This window comes from Sessilibacter sp. MAH1, assembly GCF_054658315.1.
In genome coordinates this window covers 37081-58980 of the sequence record NZ_BAAGIC010000018.1, presented here as the reverse complement: position 1 = coordinate 58980, position 21900 = coordinate 37081, and the positions used below count along the sequence as shown (strand labels likewise).

4 protein-coding genes and 1 pseudogene are annotated in these 21900 nt (G+C 38.5%); all 5 read right to left on the bottom strand.

Annotated features, from left to right (window positions below):
• Positions 1–114 precede the first annotated feature (114 nt).
• Positions 115–489, bottom strand: coding sequence for a hypothetical protein (locus ACYQ28_RS16100; protein WP_460051741.1), 375 nt, complete (start codon positions 487–489; stop codon positions 115–117).
• 73 nt (positions 490–562) lie between these two features.
• The gene (locus ACYQ28_RS16095) at positions 563–1069 is read right to left on the bottom strand and encodes a hypothetical protein (RefSeq protein ID WP_460051739.1); all 507 of its coding nucleotides are present in this window, start codon (positions 1067–1069) and stop codon (positions 563–565) included.
• Between the two features lie 94 nt (positions 1070–1163).
• Positions 1164–1742: a hypothetical protein gene (locus tag ACYQ28_RS16090; RefSeq protein WP_460051738.1), complete on the bottom strand. Its 579-nt coding sequence runs from the start codon at positions 1740–1742 to the stop codon at positions 1164–1166.
• Positions 1743–1782: 40 nt separating this feature from the next.
• A pseudogene (locus tag ACYQ28_RS16085) lies at positions 1783–2856 on the bottom strand (IS3 family transposase).
• Between the two features lie 560 nt (positions 2857–3416).
• Positions 3417–21590: a CARDB domain-containing protein gene (locus ACYQ28_RS16080; protein WP_460051736.1), complete on the bottom strand. Its 18174-nt coding sequence runs from the start codon at positions 21588–21590 to the stop codon at positions 3417–3419.
• Positions 21591–21900 lie beyond the last annotated feature (310 nt).

The window sequence follows — 21900 nt, the reverse complement described above, 5'->3', positions numbered from 1 at the left end:
AATGGAAGTAAAAATAATCTCATATTTGACTCATGCTAATGCTTTACTTTGCGGCGCGCCTTAGCGCGTCCGGTGAAGGCCGTCTTTTGGACGGAACGATTTTTGATAGCGTTGTTAAATGTTTTCACTAAATGCCACAGGAAATATGCCATTTTCACCTGACCAAAATTTGAATGTCTCCATTTGTAGAAAACCTAAAATATCATTTGAATACTTCGCTCTCAGTTTAGGTTTCAAATCGCTAGGGATTAACTTCTGAACTTCATTAAATACCTGATCCTCGTAGTATTCATCAATAGACGGGCTACCATTTCCTTGCTTCCTAATCTCAAAGAATAGATCTTCAATTTGGGGGGTAGACCTAACCGATACTTTAAACTTGGCTAACAATGGTGCTTCCCTTTCACACCTCTCCACACCAATGACAGTTTCCATATAATTGGGTAGATCAACTTCTTCTATTGATATTATCTCGATGCTCATAGACATTTAACGTCCAAAGCAGCGGCGCGCATTAGCACGTCCTGCTCGAAGGGCGATGCTGCCTTTGCTTGTTAGGACTTTATGCATTGATATAGAGACAACCCTGAACAATCTCATATTTGAACTTGATAATATCCGGGACCCAACTCTTTGAGAACTTACCATCAATGGACCGCTGCCATTGACCATAGCCCTCCGAGGCATTTTCATCCAGGCAACGTATAACTGCACCGTCTTTTAAGTGCAAACCATCGTTACTTTCAGGACCCAACTTATTGCAAAGATGCCAACCCCACCAAAACCAATACTTAGGTAAGATAAATTTATTGTCTCTGATTGGTAGGCTGTAGACCTTTAACTCCGACTCACTTACTTTGGGAATAAGAACCTTCCTTTCCCAAGGACTTTCCCTAGTGAAATCATGCATTACATACTGACCCACGCCAAGATCAGAAATATCATAAGAGGCCCGTTCTGACTTGGCTTTTAATAAAGACGTCCACGAGCTTATGAAAGATGTGCATACAAACATAATCCCTGTCAGGCCAATGAGCACGACGATCATCTTCAGAGCTTTTCTAAGCACATAGCCTCCGTGCGCTAACGTTAAAGGGCCGCCACGCGGCGGTCCCGCGGAGCCAGTGATTGCTGGCAGAGTACACTTGAGCAATTTGTTAGGCTCATTTTCTTAAGTGCTCAAGATTAGTCTGTTTAGTTACTATTTCTTTCGCTAGGAATTCAGTCATGCGGATATTCCCTGAATCTAGATAATCTTGGAGAAGCTCAATGTCCACCGCTCGCCGTGGATATTCCAAGCGTGTATCGTTTACTGCACGCAAAAAACTTACAAGTTCAGGAAAAGAAGATAGATCCAGGTGTGCGTACTTAACCTTTCCGTCTCTTTTATATGTATTAAGCGTCTCAGATGTAGATCCTGCAACAGTAATATCAGAAGTATCTACGGAGGAAGCCTTGGTGTTCTCGACATAAGCTTCTAGTTTATTTATTTCAAGACTTGGCAAATGGTCATAAATAGCAACACCCATAGAAACAAAAGCTAGCAACAAGCCAATCGCACTATACTTACTGGGTAAAGACCATTTTTTCCACTGATACTTCGACGGGATCATAGACTTGCCTAAGAGCTTAACACCGTCATATGCGGCAAATTTGGAGTGGAGCACTTTTACGCTAGCGTAGCTTAAAGCGGAAAAACGAGCCACGGAAAGTTTGTCCAGCCCTCGAAGCGGGCGATGCATTGTAAATCCCCCCTTATTAATACAAATCACTCATAGAGAATCAGGTCGCTAATCGGTATTCTGCCGGAGTCATATTATTTAAAGAATCAGGAGGTCGTTCGGTATTGTAGAGCTTGAGCCAGTTTTCTGTCATTTCAAAAACTTCATCCAAATTTCTGAACAAATAAAGATCCAAAATGTCATTACGATAAGTTCGATTAAAACGTTCTATGTACGCATTTTGATAAGGGCACCCCGGTTTAATGTAATCAATGATCACTTGTGCGTTCAGCCCATTGCATAAATTCACCTGACGTAAATTCAAGACCGTTGTCGACACGGACTTTATCCGGGTAACTGAGCCAAGCGCCAATTGATCAAGATAACGGGTGACTCTTTTTGCTGGTATTCCTGTGCCAATATCAAGACCAAGTGCCTCACGATTAAAATCGTCGATAACATTAAAAGTGCGAAAACGCGTTTTGTTATGCAGTGCATCGCTCATAAAATCCATCGACCAGGTTTTTCCAATGCTGATGGGCACCGTTAGTGGGGCAGGATTTCTTGGCGGTAAACGTTGTTTTCGTTTACTTCGGATATTCAACTTCATATCGGTATAAACACGATAAACACGCTTGTGATTCCAAGGTCTTTTTAGCTTGCGAAGTCGATGGAAGCATTTGAGAAATCCTTAGCGAGAATGTTTTTCAATGAGCTGATTCACGCATCCCTGATTTCACTGTCGTCTACAGGCTGTGGCTCATAATAAAAAGCTGTTCTACTGATGCCAGCGGACATCGCAACAGGTTGTGATGCTAACGCGGTGCTTGATCTGGAGGCTCTTCGCCCAGATTCTTCGCTCGGCAACAGAGATTACGGCTTTTTTTATAATCTCTTCCTGTAATTGCGATTTGAGGGTTAAATTCGCATACATTTGCTTGAGTCGACGATTTTCTTCTTCTAATTCTTTCAGGCGTTTAACATCGGATGCTTCCATGCCGCCATACTTTTAGCGCCACTTATAAAGCGTCGAATTTCCAATATTGTGCTTTCGGCACAAATCCTTAATTGAGATACCAGTTTCGGCCTTTTTTAGCACAGCGACAATTTGGCTTTCAGTCATTCGTTTGCTCATGGGTAAAATCCTCTTTGTCTGAGTTTAGAGAAAATTCTACGTTTGAACTGTATTATTTTAGGGGGTAGTTACAGCTTAAATACTGCGAAGTATCAAAAACCACACTTGTGCCAATAACTGTAAATATGGGGGTGGGTATTTACACCACTAAACTGTGACTACTCCTCAGCTGAGCTGCATTCAATTTAAAGCTAGATTTGGCAAGGTAGAGTTCTTTCAGCTAATCTATCCGGGACTAAAATAATCGTTAATGTCGTGTTTAGAAAAGATTCTCAAAAAAATTTAACTAAACGTTTAAATGGAGAACAGTTCTCAGGCTCATCGAATTTTCGCCGCTGAGACTGAAGCTAAAATCCTGATTTATATAGGAGCTTCTGATTAACTCATCCATCATTTAATCAGCGGGTAGAAATTAAAAATACGACTTCCAATTCTTTCATAATTTCAATCACTTACCATTCTGGAATTGACAGCACATCCTTGTGTAGCTGGAAGCTCTAGGCTAATCAAAGTTTCCCATACATTTAATATTCCAAAATATGTTAACTAAAGTAATTCAATTAATGCTTGTACTTACCGTAGTTTTGATACTCTGGAAGCTCATACCATTGTCGTTGATAAATTTTCAGTAATTGCCCAATTTCGGATATAAGTTGATCTTCCTCTAACAGCTTCAACTTAAAAGTCGCCAACAAGAGATCATTAATTGCCTTATCTATATTCTTGCGATTGGATTTATCTATTACTATCGCTTGCTGAACATAATTTAATGCCAATTTATATAAACCTTTTTTATTCCAAACAGCATTCTGTAGAGCGTTTTCTAAATTAGACTCAAGTCCTAACTCTATATCTTCAACTGCTAACGGAGACTCGATTATGAAGATATTAGAGGTCGTTAGTGAACCATTTATAATTAAATCAGAATTAACTTCGAAATTGCCGGGTTCATCTGGAAGATTAATTAACGCATTAAATTCGAGGTTACTCGCTTCAGATAAAGTCGTATTCCAAATTGCTGCTCGATCAGAAATCAAATTGCCATCAATGACAGTGTCGTAAATGAGACCCGGTTCAAGTGTTTGCTCGAAATAAATATTAACTGGAGGTTGAAGTCCTTCAACAATCCAATTCAGCTCAATCAAGCCGCCAGGCAAAATAATTGGTTGATCAGGTCTTACGAATTCGATTAGGTTATTAGCAATGACTTTACCCGCTTCAGCATCATTAATACCTGCTGGATTAAAGCCAAGAACTGCAACATCACCTTTACCATATCTATTAATAACCAACGCTGAATCTTCACAACGGCGACTAGTAAGCCTATGACATTGGTGTTCAATACTCCCCACGGATAAGCCACCAAATCCATCTAGTTCAACAGCTCTCCGATCAGAAAAATCCCAAGTACCTACTTCCGTAGCAACGCTATCTTGTAAAGTGACACTTTTCGGATCAATTAAAATTCGATTCAGCTTCGCACCTAATACGTCTCTCCATACCCCAAAACTATTGTGTGTATTAGTTATAACGATTGCTCCAGTTCCTGCAGCAATTGATGCTCTTAACTCAAGCAACGTATCACCCTTAATCACTAGAGGTAAGTTATAACTTTCATGAAGATGTGCAAGTAATACAGAGTTGTATCGTTGTGATCTCAAGGCTTCGATAAAGTCGTTTTCGTTACGTACAACTTTATAACGAATGTTGCTCTCCTCAAAAGTTTCTACAAGCAATTCAAATAAAGCCTCTGTGTCTTCATGTGCATGTGCGTATCCAATCGGATGATTTCGATGTATCCAGAGATCACAATCTGGATGATTAATCAAATTTTTAGGTGGTAGCAACACGAGCACACTATTACCAACGTAATTCTGTGTTGCAACAATATCAGCAGTCGTTGCAACTGATCTATTTAAAGTCAGTTGTATGCTTGGACTACGATTACCTGCACGATCAATTGAGGTTATCTCAAATGAATTATTACCTACATTTAGTGGAACTCCGCTGAACGTAAAGTTACCAGAAGAGTCAGAAATTACTATCAATGCTTCATTACTATTCTGATTAACTAGCGATACTTGGCTATTTACTTCAGCAGTACCAGAAATGTTAACCATTTCCTGATCAACACTTTGATTATTAACATGGCTAGTAATACTAGGCACATCTGGGGCAGTTAAATCAATTCGAAATCCGATTATTATTTCAGATTCGTTCCCCACACCATCAACCACATTAACTAATAATTGATAATCACCCTCGTTACCGATAGTTGTTCCGAGCTGATACGTTTCTCCATTTAACTGAGATATAAACGATAAAGGGGTTTCTTCATCAGTTTCAATTAATGGCGTAACCGGCGTATTGTAGACACCATTATCATCAATACCATTAACGATAATCGAAGGTGGTGTTGTATCTATACCAAATACAATAACTGTTTGATTAATATTGCCAACCGTATCAATGGCAATCAGATTGAAAATATGCTCTCCTTCCAACGAGACAGATGTATTTTCAATATACGGTTCATCATCTAACGTAATCACTAATGACACAAAATGAGGATCTATAGCTGTGAATGTAGGTGTAATGAACTCATTGTAGAATCGACCGTTAACAACTCCCTCAACAACAATTTCGGGAGCTGTGTTATCAACTGTAAATTCACGACTTACAATATTACTTCTATTACCGGCGTCATCTGTAGCACGAAGGAATAAATGTTGAGTACCATCGATTAATTCATCAAGTAACAGTCTGTAAGAACTATTATTAGTATCGTTTCTATTCACAGGGAACCAGTTTTCACCATTAATACTGTATTCAACTAAGTTAATTAATGAATCTTCGTCAATTGCTTCAATTAATGCAAAACTAGTTAATGAATTAATAATATCTCCATCCAGCGGATTGAGTATTTCTATTTCAGGAGCTGTGGAGTCTTGCAAAACAAAAGGTTCAATCGCCAATTCAAAATCAAAGTCTTGGTTCTGTTCAGTAACGCTTGCAAACAAACGAATTTGATAGGTTCCCAACTCTAGCAGATTGGTTTCAAATGAACTTGTGAAGTTAAGTGTTTCACCTAATAACAAATCTATATTCGTCGTGTAGTTATTCAGAACAATATTCGTTTCTGGATCAATCAACGCCGCTGTTAAAGAAACATCAACTAAAGTTCTGTTTGATAAATTGGTAAGACTATATGTAGATTCAACCAGCCGCCCCTTAGATAGAATTGACTCAGATATCGAAAGGTTACCACTCAAATTAGGTTCACCGGCTCGAATATTAAATAAATTAGTACTTGTTGAACGAATATTATTATTACTATCTATAACATTCAACGTGACCAAATAATCCCCCGGAGCTTGCGCCTGTGTATTCCAAACTTCTACTACACTCAGACTAGTACCCGGCAATAATTGACCAACTTCAGAACTAGATTCAAAAACAACAAGATTAGACGAGTTACGAACAATAAACTCCACACGACCGCGATTAAACAATGTATTGCTGTTCTGGCTTACAACGGTACCTCTCAAATTAACCGAATCGTAAGCAGAATAGGTTGCACGATCAGAAGTCACACCCGAAATTAAATTTAAAGTAGGAATAATAAAAAATTCGAAATTTTGAGAATTCACTAGCTCGTCTGAAATATCATAAAGCTCAGCTACAATTTTATAAGAATCTGCAAAATAAGATGCCGTAGACCAATTAAAATTAATATCTGAAGCATTTTGACTTAATTGACCTTCTTGCAGAATTTCGACCACAAAATCATTTAGATCTTCAACTCTAATGCTATAACGACCACCAATCTGCGAACCAGGATTAATAACTCTAAATGTACCAATTAAGGTCTCATTTGCAACAAAGTTAACACCTCCTTGAGCCGAAGGGTTTATTAGAAGATCACCATATGGCAGCAGCTGATCGAGAACAGTTAAAACATTACTAACAATATTATTAGAGTAATTTATTTCATTAGCTCTATTCGAATTATTAACCGATGCCACAATGCTGTATTCACCAGTAACGGTAGTAGTATTAATTTTTACTGTGTAAGCTTTCACTTCATTAGGAGCTAAAGAAGGTATTTGTTCGATCAATAATTCCACTTCCTCTCCCGTTGGCAAAATAGCTATGACGACAAGATCCGTTGGATCAGAAATGATAGTTCCTCTATTTTGCACAGAAATTTCAGTAGTACCTTCTACACCAACAGTAATTGCATTTTGAAGAATATCTACCGATATACTTAAGTCGGCAATATTATCGATTCTATTCAGAATAATATTGTCTGCCGGCTCACTTACGTTTTGACTCCCATCCACAGACAAGACAGTAAGGGAGTTAGAACCCAATTCTAATGGCACATTATCAAAAGAGAAAACACCGGCCAAATCGATATAATAAAAATTATCAAAACCACTTGAAAGTACGATTCTATTTAAACCAGCGCCACTAATCGATAATTCATTGCTCTCGTCAATCGAGGCCGTGAATAAAGTAATTTGATCACCTTCACTAAAACGGTGGTATTTCAATGTCGCTTGTGCATCACGATCAATAAAATAAAAACCTTGCTCGGAAAATGACCACGTTAAATCAGTTGGACGATTGATAAAACCAGAATCTAAAACCGAAAGCTCTTGAGTCAAAAGATCGTACATAACAAGATCAAATGTACCTTCTGAATTTTGTTTTGAATACAAAATCCTAGTCCCGTCGCGACTAAAACTGTCCGCCTCAATTTCATCTATACAGCATAGAGAGCTGACCGTATATATCTGAGCCACCTCTGAAAATCTATCCCAAATAGTAATTTGAACATCGTCATTTACGTTAAACGTATCTATAAAGAAGCGACCATCACGACTAATAAATCGCCAGTTGAAATAGTTAAATACTCTAGCTTCACCGCTCTCGATATTTATTGCATATAAATCATAGCCGCCTAATTGCGGTATATCCGCATAAGCTAAAAGCTCATCGGTATCTTCAAAATATGCCAAGGGCTCAGTCCGGAAAAAAATCTGATGTTCCCACTCTGAGCTCAATTGAGTAGTTGTATTATCATCAAAAGTACTGTTAGTGAGTAAAATTCTTGAGAAGATAAATCCGGCATCTACGAGAATTAATTGATCACCACGCCAAAACGTTGGAGTCGCAAGGTTACTTACAGCACTTTCTTGTGACCAACTATCAACCTGCTGTGAATATGCATGGTTTCGTAAGATACCAGAGTCATTACTGCTATAAACAACTGCTGCACGACCGTTTTTCGAGATGGAAGTACTAATTAATGTCCCATTTGTTGAAACCGCCTCCGCGTTTTGAATAGGTAATTTCACTCCCTCCGAGATAATGTTTCCATTTGCGGCTAAAAATACCTCTGTACCTAATTCAGCTTCACCAGCGACAAAAATAGAGTTGAAATCTACATCTAAAGGAACATCTGAAGTAGTTGGTAAATAAATTATCGGTTTCATGGGTGCTATATCATCGTTCACCGTAATTTGAACAGAATTGGATTCTATGCTCAAATTTCCAATGTTATCGATAGCCCGCACAACATAATGATAATTTACTCCCGCAATAATAGTGTTATCAATAAAATTCAGACCTGACGTATTTCCAAGAATCGAGAATTCACTTTCGGAGCCCGATCGTCTATAGATTTGATAAGATACTGGATTTGATCCGGGGGCGGCCAACCAATCTAAACTCACACTAATATTAACTACATCTGCCGTTGCGGATAATTCAACAGGTGGCGAAATTAAGGGTTCAGCAACAGTCAGAGTCACTGAGTTCGATGGCTCACTGATATTACCTGCTACATCTACAGTTCGAATAAAATATGAATACGTGCCATTAATCAACGGTCCATCAACATAATCAACACTTGTTACCGTAGCAATTAATTCATTGTTACGATATATGCGGTAGTCACTGGCATCGGAAGAAACACTAGTTTCCCAAGATAATTCAGTAACAGGCCCAAGCAGGCTCGCAGATAGAACTACTGGTTCTGGGGCTACAACATCTCCCACAACAACGGAGATAGGATCAGACAACGGACCTTCTCCGACAGCTAAATTGAACGCCGAAACTTGATAATTGTGAATAATATTAGTTTCTTCAGGAAAATCAGTAAAATGCGTATCCTGAATTAAGGGTATCTCGAAAGTTTCAATAGAACTAATTCGATAGCTTGAAGAACCCGTAAATCTTAAGGTAATTGCATCGGTAATATAACGAGTATCTAACGTTAATGTTGAGCCAACTCTTGTAACTGGAATTAAAACACCATTAGCGGTAGACATTACTTCAATATTTGGCACGCTACCAGAAACCACAATGGAGGTTAAAGCTGCAGTACGACCAAACGCTAAGGTAACCAATGTAGTAGCAGCATTCGAGACCCAAACTTGTCCTGGTCTTACTATATTTCCCACCGGGAATCTAGATGAAGAATTATTCGCACTAATATCAGAGTACTCAATAGAAGAGTTTTGATGAATTGGTACTCCATCTCGAATCACAGAATAAGCATAAAAATCGGAATCCGTATTTTCCTGCCATTGTAAATTAACAGAGAAATCTTGATCGTTATAAGTTGCCAAAAGGCCATCTACTTTTGACGGTGGCGGAATGTAAGTAATAACCTGTTCAGAGATATTGCTAATCGATCCATAGATTGGATGTCTTACATAAATAACAAGATTATTTTCACCAGGTAAAAGATATTGCCCTTCAACAGAATAATCTCCATTTACATCTGAGAATCCAAGAGAAGTAATAATCTGTTCGTTTGAATCAGTTGAAGACAATAAAAAAATCTCTGCATTAGCAATAGTATTGCCACTTAATCTAAGAACATTACTTGGTCGTGGACTAAGAAGATAGGTAAACTCTGGCGTAAATAGTTCAGTCTTAACAGGAGTTAATATCGACTCATTTCCCTCTAGATCGATAACACCAACGCTATATCGCATCTCACCTAAATCGTGATTTATATGAGTGAAACGAGTTTCGGTAACATTGGAAGAAAGTAACAACCTTTGTGGATTTGCTTCGGATAAATTTTCGACATAAACGGAATATGACGCAAAATCCGATTCAACATTAGTATTCGTCCAAGTTAATGATGCCTCAGAGCCTATCACTGAAACGTTTAACGTATTGATCTCCGAAGGCGGTGTTATGTCTGATTGAATAACATTTAAAATTTCAGGTGATGGATCGATACCAGCAAAATTATCAATCGCCAGGGCTCTAATTTGATAATTAGCAAACGGTAAACTGGAGCTATCCCACTCAGTTTCAAATGGGGCCAATGCATCAACAGAAATTAGCTGCCAAGGCTGAGTCGCATCTACTCGATAAGAAAATTCGACCGACGCTAGATCATTATCCTCAGAATCAGCAATAAGATATAAACTATTCTCAAACCGTTGACCGTCCTCTACATTGACAATCGTCGCATGAGGTAGATTGTTATTTAAAACTACACGAGCTTCATCGGATGGCAAACTAATATTGCCGGTCTCATCTAAGACAAAAACCGAATAGAAATACTCATCATCAACTAATCCAGCATCTGTATAAGATGTCTCGGAAATAACATAAGGGGATAAATCTCCAACAACAGTTTCGGGAGCATTTAAAAGCTGGCCATTCCTATATAGAAGAAAACCCTCGATGCCGTTCAGTTCACCTAAAAAATCCCATGTAATATTAATATCACCGTCGATAATCGTTGCCTGTACATTAGTAACTGGCTGTGGAGGGTCGTTATCAACTTCTATATTAATTTCCGTAGTGCTTATGTTTCCTTGTTGATCTTCGGCTTGTAATCTTAAAATATATTGTTGATTACTATTAACTAATAGAGAATTCCACTGCGCTAGATTAAATCCGCGCTGCGGCAAGGTTGACTCGGTAATCAATTGCATTGAATTTTCATCAACACCAACAAACACCGAATAACGAGCGAAATCTGTTTCACTATACGCTGTTCCATTAATATCCACTAAACCGCTAACTTTCTGATTTAATAATGGGCTTGTAATAACTACTTCCGGCCCGGTTAAATCAACACGGAGATTTCTCTCATTAGAATCTAAACTTTCTAAATTTGCATTATCGACGGCTAAAACAACATAGTGATAATCTCCTTCAGAAAGATTAACGTCCTCATAGTGTGTCTCTGTCAGTAAGTCCTGAGAAATTAATTGACCATTTCTAAAAACTCGATACCCAGCTAAGTCACTAACCTCTACTGCAGACCAGCTCAACACAGCCGTTAAATTATTATTGAATACAATATCACCTAAGACAGGAGCTTTAGGAGGTGTAGTATCGATAATGATAGATGTAAATTCACTCTGGATATTATTTGCTAAATCAGCAGCAGTAAAACTCAACGTATATTGACCATCTTCAGGTAATTGGCTGAAGTTAAATACCTGACCATCAATTATTTGATTATTACTAACAAAGATTTCTTCAAATTGGCCATTATCAGAAGTGGTTACGCCAGAAGAGATAGCGACTTGATAATTACGTAAATTTTCGTCAACTATTGTTCCATTAATTACATCAGACGCCATTAAGAAACCATTATTGCCAATCGAGTCAATAGATACAGTTGGAAGAGTATTATCAATAGAGAACTGGATGTTCGCACGAGTGGTTAATCCAGACAGATCTCTAGCAATTACAGATACAATATACTCTGCTTCAGCTAGAGTAGATAAATCTATACTTGCCAAAAGATCACTTGGAACCGAGCTCTGGTCATCGATAATAGTTATGGGTAAAGCTCCTTCTATATTTTCGATAAGTTCTACGGAATAAGTATTGAAAAATTCATCGACTATTTGCCCGTGAATATTCAATACTTCCTGCTCAGAACTTATTACTAAATTGGTTCTAGGCTCAGCAAGGACAATTTTTGGCGCTGTGTTGTCAATTAATAATGAAGCCGAGATTGTTTGTCTGTTTTGAGCAAAATCTGTAGCACTAATCTCTATTCTATAAAAACCCTCGACATCAAATGTTGCAGAATCAATAACTAGTATTTGTCCTGCTGGCACGACTTGAGAAGACACAAGCTCGTTATTAACATTACCATTGGGTGTACTTATTAATCTCACAGAATAATTATCGAACAGCGCATCAAAAATACTACCGCTAATAATATTACTACCCGATAATTCAATACGCTCATCAGTAAAATTATCAAGCACAATGGCAGGTGCTGTTACATCTAATACAATTGTAGTTTGTTCTTGCTGAGTTAAACCAGAAGACACAATAGAACGTGCATCTACAACAAGAGTGTAAGGACCATTAGGTAATAGATCACCAGAATCACTTCTACCATCCCATGTAAGAGACGCGAAAGTAGCTTCGTAATTAACATCAGAGCTAATTGTCCTCACTAAATTCCCTGCTGAATTCAACACAGAGAAACTTGCAATCGACGGGGCCTCAAATCGTGTACGAATAACGGCCGCATCCAACAAGCCATCATCGTTAGGTGAAGTATAGGGTTCAGTGACGCTAAATTCTGATATTAAGTCGGTAACTAAAGCTAGGTCGAGCAACTCGGATACCGTTGTTTTATTACCAGCCAAATCTGTCGCTTCAATTTCTAGAGTAAAATTACCAGATAAACCAAACGTATTCCAACTCGCTAGATAACGACCCGCTGCTATATCATCAATGGTAAAATTACGTCTACCAACATCAACCAAACTTCTATTTCCTGAACTAACCTCAGTAACAAAGACTTCATATCGAACTATATTAACATCATGTACAGAACCTGATACCTCAACATTTAATCCTAATAAATCGGAATTTCTTGGATAAACTAATTCGACATTTGGTGCAGAATTATCAATAGTCAATATTAACTGCTGGATCGAAAACAACCCACAGCTGTCTTGTGCTTTAAATTCAAGAATATAAGTACCATCTGCAGGTATTTGACCGCTTTGTAACTGACCGTTCCAGGTAAAGTTGTGATTTCCAGCGTCTAACTCCAAATTTGTTGTAATCAACCCCGATGACAATCCCTTTATTAATGAGTTCGTATCTGGATCAATTATCCCTTGGAATAACTCAACATCGACAGAAATAAACTCCTCAGTCCGGATTGTTGCAGCAATCTGATCTTGGATACCATCTTGATTTGGTGAAAAAAACCGACTAATTGATCCATCGATGGCAACTTGAACAACCTCAAAACCTTCTACCTCAGCATCAATCTCAAACTCCACTACGGCACAAGAATTTTTACCACTCCAATTATATGCGGATAACGTGACGGTACTTCTCTGGCTATTAGCATAAGTCGCAAATCCAGCTGTACCGGCAAATTCATGAACACCAGTGAATAAATTAGAGCGTATATTGTCAACAAAGAAATCTTGCTGATTTGAAAATAATGTTAAGGAAGAAATTTGATTTTGACGAAACAATTCTATCTCTAAATCCGAGTCCTTCTCGGCAGTACTATTAATACATACAAAATTCTCTAGAATGGATGCGTTCGCCTCACTATTGCAATATATAGACTCATCTGTATTTTCTGGACTAGCACTGTCTCTTTGTTGTAAACGGTAGAATAAAGAATCTCTCCCTGAGATTTCAGCCGTTATTTCAACAGCATTTAATAAGCTCGAAGCATCACCGGCAATAAAACTATTTGCACATATCTTTTGATTATTAAGCGGTGATAATATTTCTACAGACGGCGGTGATGTTTCGTAAGGAATTGTTTGCGACTCTAAAGAAAGTATCTCACCACTGCTATCAAACAAAGTAGTACGAAATTCGTAAATGCCATCAACTAAGTTCCTTGCATTAAAAACACTTGAGTAAGATGTATTTAATCTAGGAGCATTTACGTTTGCAAATATCTCTTCATTACCATTTTCATCTACCATTGAAAAAGTTAATACAGAATAATCTAATTCGTCTTCTACAGCATTAACACCCTCTGGAAGACTGATAATAGAAATCACTGTCAACTCTGGCTCAGCCGAAATTTCGCAACTTTCCGGTATCGGAGGTATAACAGAGAAATCTATTTCACCACAATCACTTACAACTGTATCTGAGTCAGTTAATACGCGACCATCCGATAGTTGGAATTCGACTGTAATATCGTAACTACTACAAGAATCCAACAAAGAAACATCAAATGGGAAAACCCGAACCTGTTCTACAGATAATGAAGGGCTAACCGATAATCCATTTGTAGATCGGATAAAGCTAACTGAACCGTCTACCAGATAAGAATCTAGTCGTCGACGTTGTGAGAATCTAGCGTCAGCTGAAGATTGAGCAAATAGCGAAACCTGCTGAACAAATTCCAAATCTGTATTTGTAATAAAACTACGGATTGTTTTCCTTGGGGTAGGTTCTGAACGGTCGACCAGTACACCATCAAGAAGTCCGTAGGAAAATTGTCCTGGAGGTAAAATAAACGATTTTGACAAATAATGAGTATCTGAAGAATCGGTTATTCTTGCGCGAATATAATATCCAACTTCAGGATTCAAACCGTTAGCTGATCGGTCAAATATGGCGACAAAATTTGAGTCAATTAAATTGTAATCAAATAAACTCACTGGCGATAATAGAGAAGATGTTGGAATAAATTGATCAGCACGCAAGCTATCAGGAGCAATATTTACATTAAGAGGGGCAAGCGAATCGATAAATATCGGAAGGAACGACTCAGGTAAAGGCTCAAGATCGTTGATAATTGGAGCAAATAATAATTCAATAGACCTAATGTCTTTTTGTATGGACTCAGATATTTCTACTACAACAGTATTATTATCACCCGAAATAATAGTTCGATCTAAATCAAAAGTTTTTGACGAATATGCTAATGCATCACGCGATCGCAATACAATCTGCTCACCAGCTCCAATAGTAACAGCTCGCACAGCTTCAACTTTATTCTGATTTTCTTTTCCAACAATCAATACAGATTCATTACCCGATCTATCACGAGCGACTATACGGTAATCATTTAGTGCTAATAACTCATAGGAAACCGGAATTAAGAAGTCAGTAGTAGATTCTTCCGCTAGCAGAACAGGAATCAAGTCCGTAACCTGCCAATTAGCTCTGCCAGGCTCAGATACTTCGACAATTTGTTGACTTAAATTAGCATCTGATAAAACGTACCCAACCATCTCACTGATATAGGTAGCGCATAGCTCGCCGTTGCTAGTTAACGGCGTGAAACATCGATTTGTATAAGGAGCTTCAACAATCGATCGAACACCCCAAGAAAATTGATTGTTTAATTCGGTTAATAAAGGATTAGTTCGATCTAGGGTTACAAAAAACTCGAAGTTCTGAATTAGAACCCGATAAATACCGTCCGGCAATAGTGCTCCAGAATTATTTCGTCCATCCCAGCTCAGTTGGGTCTCTATACCAACCTCATCATAACTTTGAGATATAGTCCTGACTACTTCACCACTTTCATCCTGAATCTGAATGGAAATATTTACAGGCTGAAGTACACGAAAGTGCACCTCCAAGTTATCTTGAATTCCATCACCATTAGGTGAGATATAAGCTGGTTGTCTAAAAACATTTGTAATACTTGTATCTTCAGAATAACTCACTTGAGTGATATCAGAGCGTGAGTTTCCCGCTTTATCAGTTGCAGTTAGACGAATAAAAAAACTGCCTCTAGAAGGTGGTACCCAAGTTGTCAATTGTTCGTCGATTACCAGTTCATTAGACGCCGGAGAAATTAAGATCCAATCATTAGGTGTCTGGCTGGATGCATATTCCAATATCCAACTATCGAAATTTTTATCTACAGCGGTACCGTCAATGATTATACCACCTTGAGTTCGAGATACGCGTGCACGCAAATCAACCGATAAATTCAACAAAGATTGAAATTGCTCATAATTACCTATCGTTACCGAGCACTGGCGAGTACTCCTAGTATTGAAATAGGTTAAAAACCGACCCGTATTCGAGCTGCGAATTGCATTTGTATAACCACCAACCGGAAACCTAGAAGTGAGATTATCTTGATTCACACTAGGGTCATCTACATTTATCAAGGATAATTCAGACCCAAACAGTCCAAAATCACTGAAGATTGGAAATCGAAATAATTGGCTATCGAAATTATTTTCAGGACCAGCAGTAATTAATATTGATCGAGATCCTGGTAACCATTGGAAATTTCCATCGACCGAAAAACCAAAATCAACAAATCCTGAAAACTCTGAATTAAAAAACCCAGAGGTTGCATTTCGATATATCCAACCTCGACTCTGTACCCACGTAATAAGCGGAAGACCATTATTCCTAATTATATCAGAATTAAAAATTGGGAAATTTTCCAGTTGGTCGAAATAATTACGACTTCTTTCAAATCCTAAAAGACTTCCAGAATTAGAAAGATCATCGCCATCAGAGATTAATTCACCATCAAATGAAGCAGGTGGCAATGGTGCTACCTCAGCTATTTTTTTCAGACTAGAATCTCGAGTATTAAGGGTATAAACACCCTGAAGTCGATTATAATTTTCGACTAATTGAGTAGGAAAATCTTGGGTGGCGCATAGATAGCAATACCGCAAATGTACATCTAAGTAATCTTCGATCAGGACACCCAATTCAATTCCATCCGGTGACCAACTAAGCGCTGCAAATCGGCCATACAACATGTCGGTAGATGGATATCGTGACGGATTTAAACCTGTATTCTCCAACAACTCTATAGACAAAGATTCAGGGAATTGTCTAGAAAATGAAAATTTTTGAATAGCTCGATTGTTCTCACCGCGTACTTCTACTGTACGATTAATACCATTACCAAAAGCAAACCTTCTTCCATCGGGTGACCATTCAAAAACCGAACCTCTAGGAGTAAGATATTCCAAATTAGAAGTATTTAAATCTAACCAAAAAAGATGATTATTTTCTCTCTCAAGTAACAAATTCACATAAGCAAATCGGTTAAATTCTTCCTCAGTAAAGCCAGTAGTTTCAAATTTTATTAATGCTTTAGTACCATCATTGTTAAAAACAACCGTTGGTGATAACTCTAAACCAATATCTGAGTATAAATTTAAATCAATCGTATTTATTAATAAAACACTAGGAAACTGATCACCAAGTTGTTGCGAATAATTAACTTCGTATAAATCCAGTTTAGAATTGCTTTGATCATAATTTGTTAAAAGTAACGAAGTACCTGAACGTGCAAACGTAGTACTTATAATACGTCCGCTAATTGATCCAACTTGGCTTAAGAAATCTGATTGATTAAATACCAATCGTCGATTACTACCATCCGAATTCAATAACCAAATATTTTCAGCGGACGAAGAAAATTGACCTCGAGTGGAAACAGCAACCTGTCGACCGTCCGGCGATACGATAATATTGTTAATCCGACCTGCTTTGAACTCGAAGGTATTTCCCTGCACTTGTAAGGAAAAATCATCTGGAACTAATTGAGTAACATTGCTGCCATCGTTAAACGCACGGTATAAACCAGATCGAAAACGCGTGCGGTCATCGGTTAGCAATAAATTTCCTGATTGTGGATCATTTACACCTTCGAAAAAAGTCGCGAAATAAATAAACTCGTCATTTGAATCATATATTGGCCCCGGTAAACCACCGGCAGGAACACCTCTCGAATTTATACTATTATTTGCCTGAAAATCCAAAATTTCACCAACAGCACAACTCAAATTACGGGTAACGCCAAACTCAGAGTCAATCGCTTCAAACAGAGGACTTCTGTTGGTATCTACAACCACTTTTGCCGACCCTAATGCAGCACCAGTAGCTTTATTTCTTACAGTAAACCAATAATCACCGTCAGCTACTACCGCACCGTTAGTACGACGACCAGTCCATACAGCACTTCCCGCCGTATTACTCGGAAAGTTATTATTAAGAGAGGCAACAAGATCGTTATTTTCATCAAGAATAACAATCTCAAAAAACTCGGATTGATCTAGAGTGAAGTTAAATTCACTAAAATCTTTTTCGCCGTTGCCATCAGGAGAGATGTAACGCTCAGAAACATAAAAATTACCATTTTGAATGTTTATGGTCCGCTCAGCTTGGTTATTGGTAACTTGCAATTCTGGAATTGTGTTATTAGGGTCAATCGTGACGGAGATTCTGTGCTCACCTTCACTGTTAAAACTAATCGGTACTTGAATAGACGCGTCACCATTACCTTCAATTCGATTAAATGCAAAATCACCAATAAGGGCAATACCATCAATAAAAACAGAAACAGGAATATTTTCTGCGGATTGATTTCCTATATTGGTCGCAGTAATCGTTAATGTGGCTGGTTCGTTGGGAACAGGTAATACAGGAGCTAACACTAAAGACCCTGAAGAAACTTCGATATCGGGAAGACTTAAAATGGTGAGACTATCGAAAGCTATGTTGTCGTCTTCGTTAATTTCAACCACAGCATTACTAGGATCTGCAACAACATAAAGGGTTGTTGAGCCAAGCTCTGGCGTCGCCTCCCAAACAAGAGTTACTAAGGATTCTTCACCAACATCAATGTCTGGAAGAATAATCGTATCTAAAACACGACCACCATTATTCGGATTATTATCGAAAAGTGAAACCTCAAGACCAGAAAGAATCTCAGTGCCTGAGTTACTGACTTGAGCTGTGACAACCGTGTCTAACCCTTGCAGGGCCGGTTCGGGATTAAAATCGATTGTACGGAAGTTAACACTAGCGTTAGCTCCAGTTTGTACATTAACTAATATAGATTTTACAACATCGTTATTACTTTCATCCAATTCGGCAATTAGATTACTTGGATCTAAAATGACTTGGAAATTAGTTTCACCACTGACATTGGCACGCCAAAGAACTTCTCTGGTGACCGATTGACCTGCAGGAACGTTAATAGTTTGTGTTTCAAGCCGAGTAGTACCTTCAACGTTAATTACATTAAAAACAACCTCAGCATCCACTGCATCAATGGTAGATCGGTTATAAATAGTAACGATGAAATTAACATCATTAAACAAAATCGAAGTATCGGGAGATACAATCGCACTCTGTGTAATTTCCAAGTCAATGCCCGGTTGAGTAACAACTGTTTGCAACGCCGTATTGTTGGTCTCATCTTCTTCTGCAACAGAATCACTTGCGTCTAGAATAATTCGATACTCGTGAATACCTGGGCTTGCCAATTGATCAACAAAGTTCAACGCGACTGAGCCGCGAGCAGGGACGTCAATCAGAGATTCAGCAACTAATTCGTCATTACGTAGTAATTGTGCAGTAATACCAGCGGCGGGAATTAAACCAAGATTACGGGCAGTAGAACTGATGGCTATATCCACCGGTAACCGATTAGGCTTATTAGGTGTAACAATAAAATCCGCATTAGAAACTGCAAGTTCTACCTGAGTTGCAGGAGGTGAAACTGTAATATTAAGCGTTTGACGATTATCGTTTTCACTACGCTCTAGCACTGCGTTGTTAACATCAATTACTGCGATTAATTCATAACTGCCAGCAGCTTCAAAGGTGTTCCAAACAGTATTTACCGCCACCGAAGAATACGCAGGTAATTCAGCAATGGTAATTGGATCGTTAAGCGAAATTCGGCTGCCATTATTATCGGCAAAGAATTGTACCAATACGCTACTTACATTTTGCGACGAATCATTGTTTACAATGGTAGTAATAGAGACTAACTCTCCATCAACCGGATCCGTGTTATCGACGGAAATATTTAATGCGCGCAAATTAGGTAAATTAACCGATTGTAAAGCACTAATAGCCAAAGCAGTTGAATAAACACTACCTTCCCAATGGCCGCCCAAACGTTGCCGTTCGGTAATAAACGTCAAAGCAGCAGTAAAATTTATCGATTCAAGCTGCTGTAATCGAGCAAATGTTCGAATAACAAGTGCTGTTTCATGAACACTGGCATCTGCATCACCAAAACCGCCACTGGAATCGGTTTGTTGAGATAACCAAGATAAGCCCGCATTCACCGCTGAAGAGTCATCGATATTTACTAATGCGTTCAACACTGCAACAGTCGCACGCACAGTACTTTTTGAACCGGAAACACTAGGCCAGCCGCCATCATCATTTTGTTGAGATAACAAAAAATCAACAGCTGCCGATTGATTAAACGAACGATTTGAATTAACTAACGAAGTATATGCCAGAGCAGTATCTAGCGCGTTGCTATCGTAGCCGGGTAATAAACCCCAGCCACCATTGGTATTTTGTCTCTCTAATAACTGCTCAGAGAAAGTCTCATCTAATAAAACTGATAATAAACGAGCTAAGCTATCAGTATTATTGACGGATTGATCTCGTAGAAAGCGCAAAACCTCTGGATCAGAGCTATATCCCGACACCAACTCTCGCAACGTCTCAGTAACTACTAAAGTATCACGCAAACGAGTAGATTCTTTATCTTGCCAAAAAGGATTACTGCCACGTTGTGTCAATAGCCAATCAATACCGTCATCGATGCTTATACCATCAACCCGAAATGCCTCATCTGATACAACTAAATCTAACTCTCCTAATTCAACCGGCTCTGGCTCAGGGAAAATTGTAGCGATACCTTTACCACCAGTAGTAATAGCGAATCGCTCTGCAAAATGTCTACGAATATCACGCAAGCCATTAAAGACTTCTTGGGCAGGTTCTTCATTAGGCGCGACTATATAAATAAAAGCAAAACGGAAATCTTTTTGAGACTCCACCTCATTGGGAATCCTCGGACCTTCCTCAGCAATTATTTGATCTATAGTTACCGTACGAGGTGTAGCCGCAATAGTAACGCCGCGCACCGGAATATTTGTACGATTAAACTCTTCAGTTGTGCTGTTTAACAAGGTTAACGGCGGCACTTGGTCTGAACCGTAAAAGCCCATTAGATATAAATCTAATGGGCTATAGAAAAAATCCGTGGCTACAGCGGTATAGGTACCATCGCCATTATTGCGCCAGTCACTACCGTATTCCACGGAAGCATCAGAATCTAAGAAGAAGCTCCAGTGTGCATTTTGCCTACCTAACAACGAATCATCTGATTCATTATTTTCGTTTCTGAAGTTGACGCGTGTACCCCAACGGTGCAACAGCTCATGGCTTAAAGTATTAATAACTCGGTTAAACGCAAGCTGAGTGGGATTTATTTCGTAACGACTGAGTGCCGCCATATCGATATAACTTTGCAGCCTGCCGTCGCTACCGTACAAAGCGGAGTTATCAAAAAGAGGAATGCCTAAACCTTGAATATCGTTACGCACACCAGCGTGAAAAGCCAAAGCATCACCGGTATCGTACTCAAATGAACTAAAAACCACTAGAAAATCATACGTATCAGAATGATGTTCATAAAACTCTTGAGCAATAACCGCGCGAGCAGCCGCATTAAACTCTCCGCCCGATAAACTACGATCTAAATTACCGGTAAACTCCATAACCGTGACTTGGTCACGATCTCGAATAAATTCTGCGCTGTAAGCTCCCTGAGGAATATCAAAAGGTGTTATGGGTAAGGGCTCGCCCGCTTTTATTGATGTGGTTAACACCAACAACGATAAACCAATTAATGTTTTTAGAGATCGTAACATTCCTTTTACTCCAAAATCCTGAATAGCTAATTGCGGGCGAGATATTTTTTGCATAAAACCAAAGACTTTACATTTAATTTTTTTACAGAAGACGCTTTAAGACTATGAATAAAAAACTATTCATCACTTTTTAAAAACGCGACTAATCGAATACATTTTCAAACGGAACGATCCCACATGATCAAATACCAACGTGAGACTATAAGATATTCACTCTCATTAAATATCTATAAAAAACGAATCCTTACAGACATTAAAAACTTGCTCAACTAAGAGTAAATAAATATATAAAAATAGACTATTAACTTTTACAAACAGGAAATAAAATCCAAAAAATATAAGCAGAAAACTCACTAAAAAACTG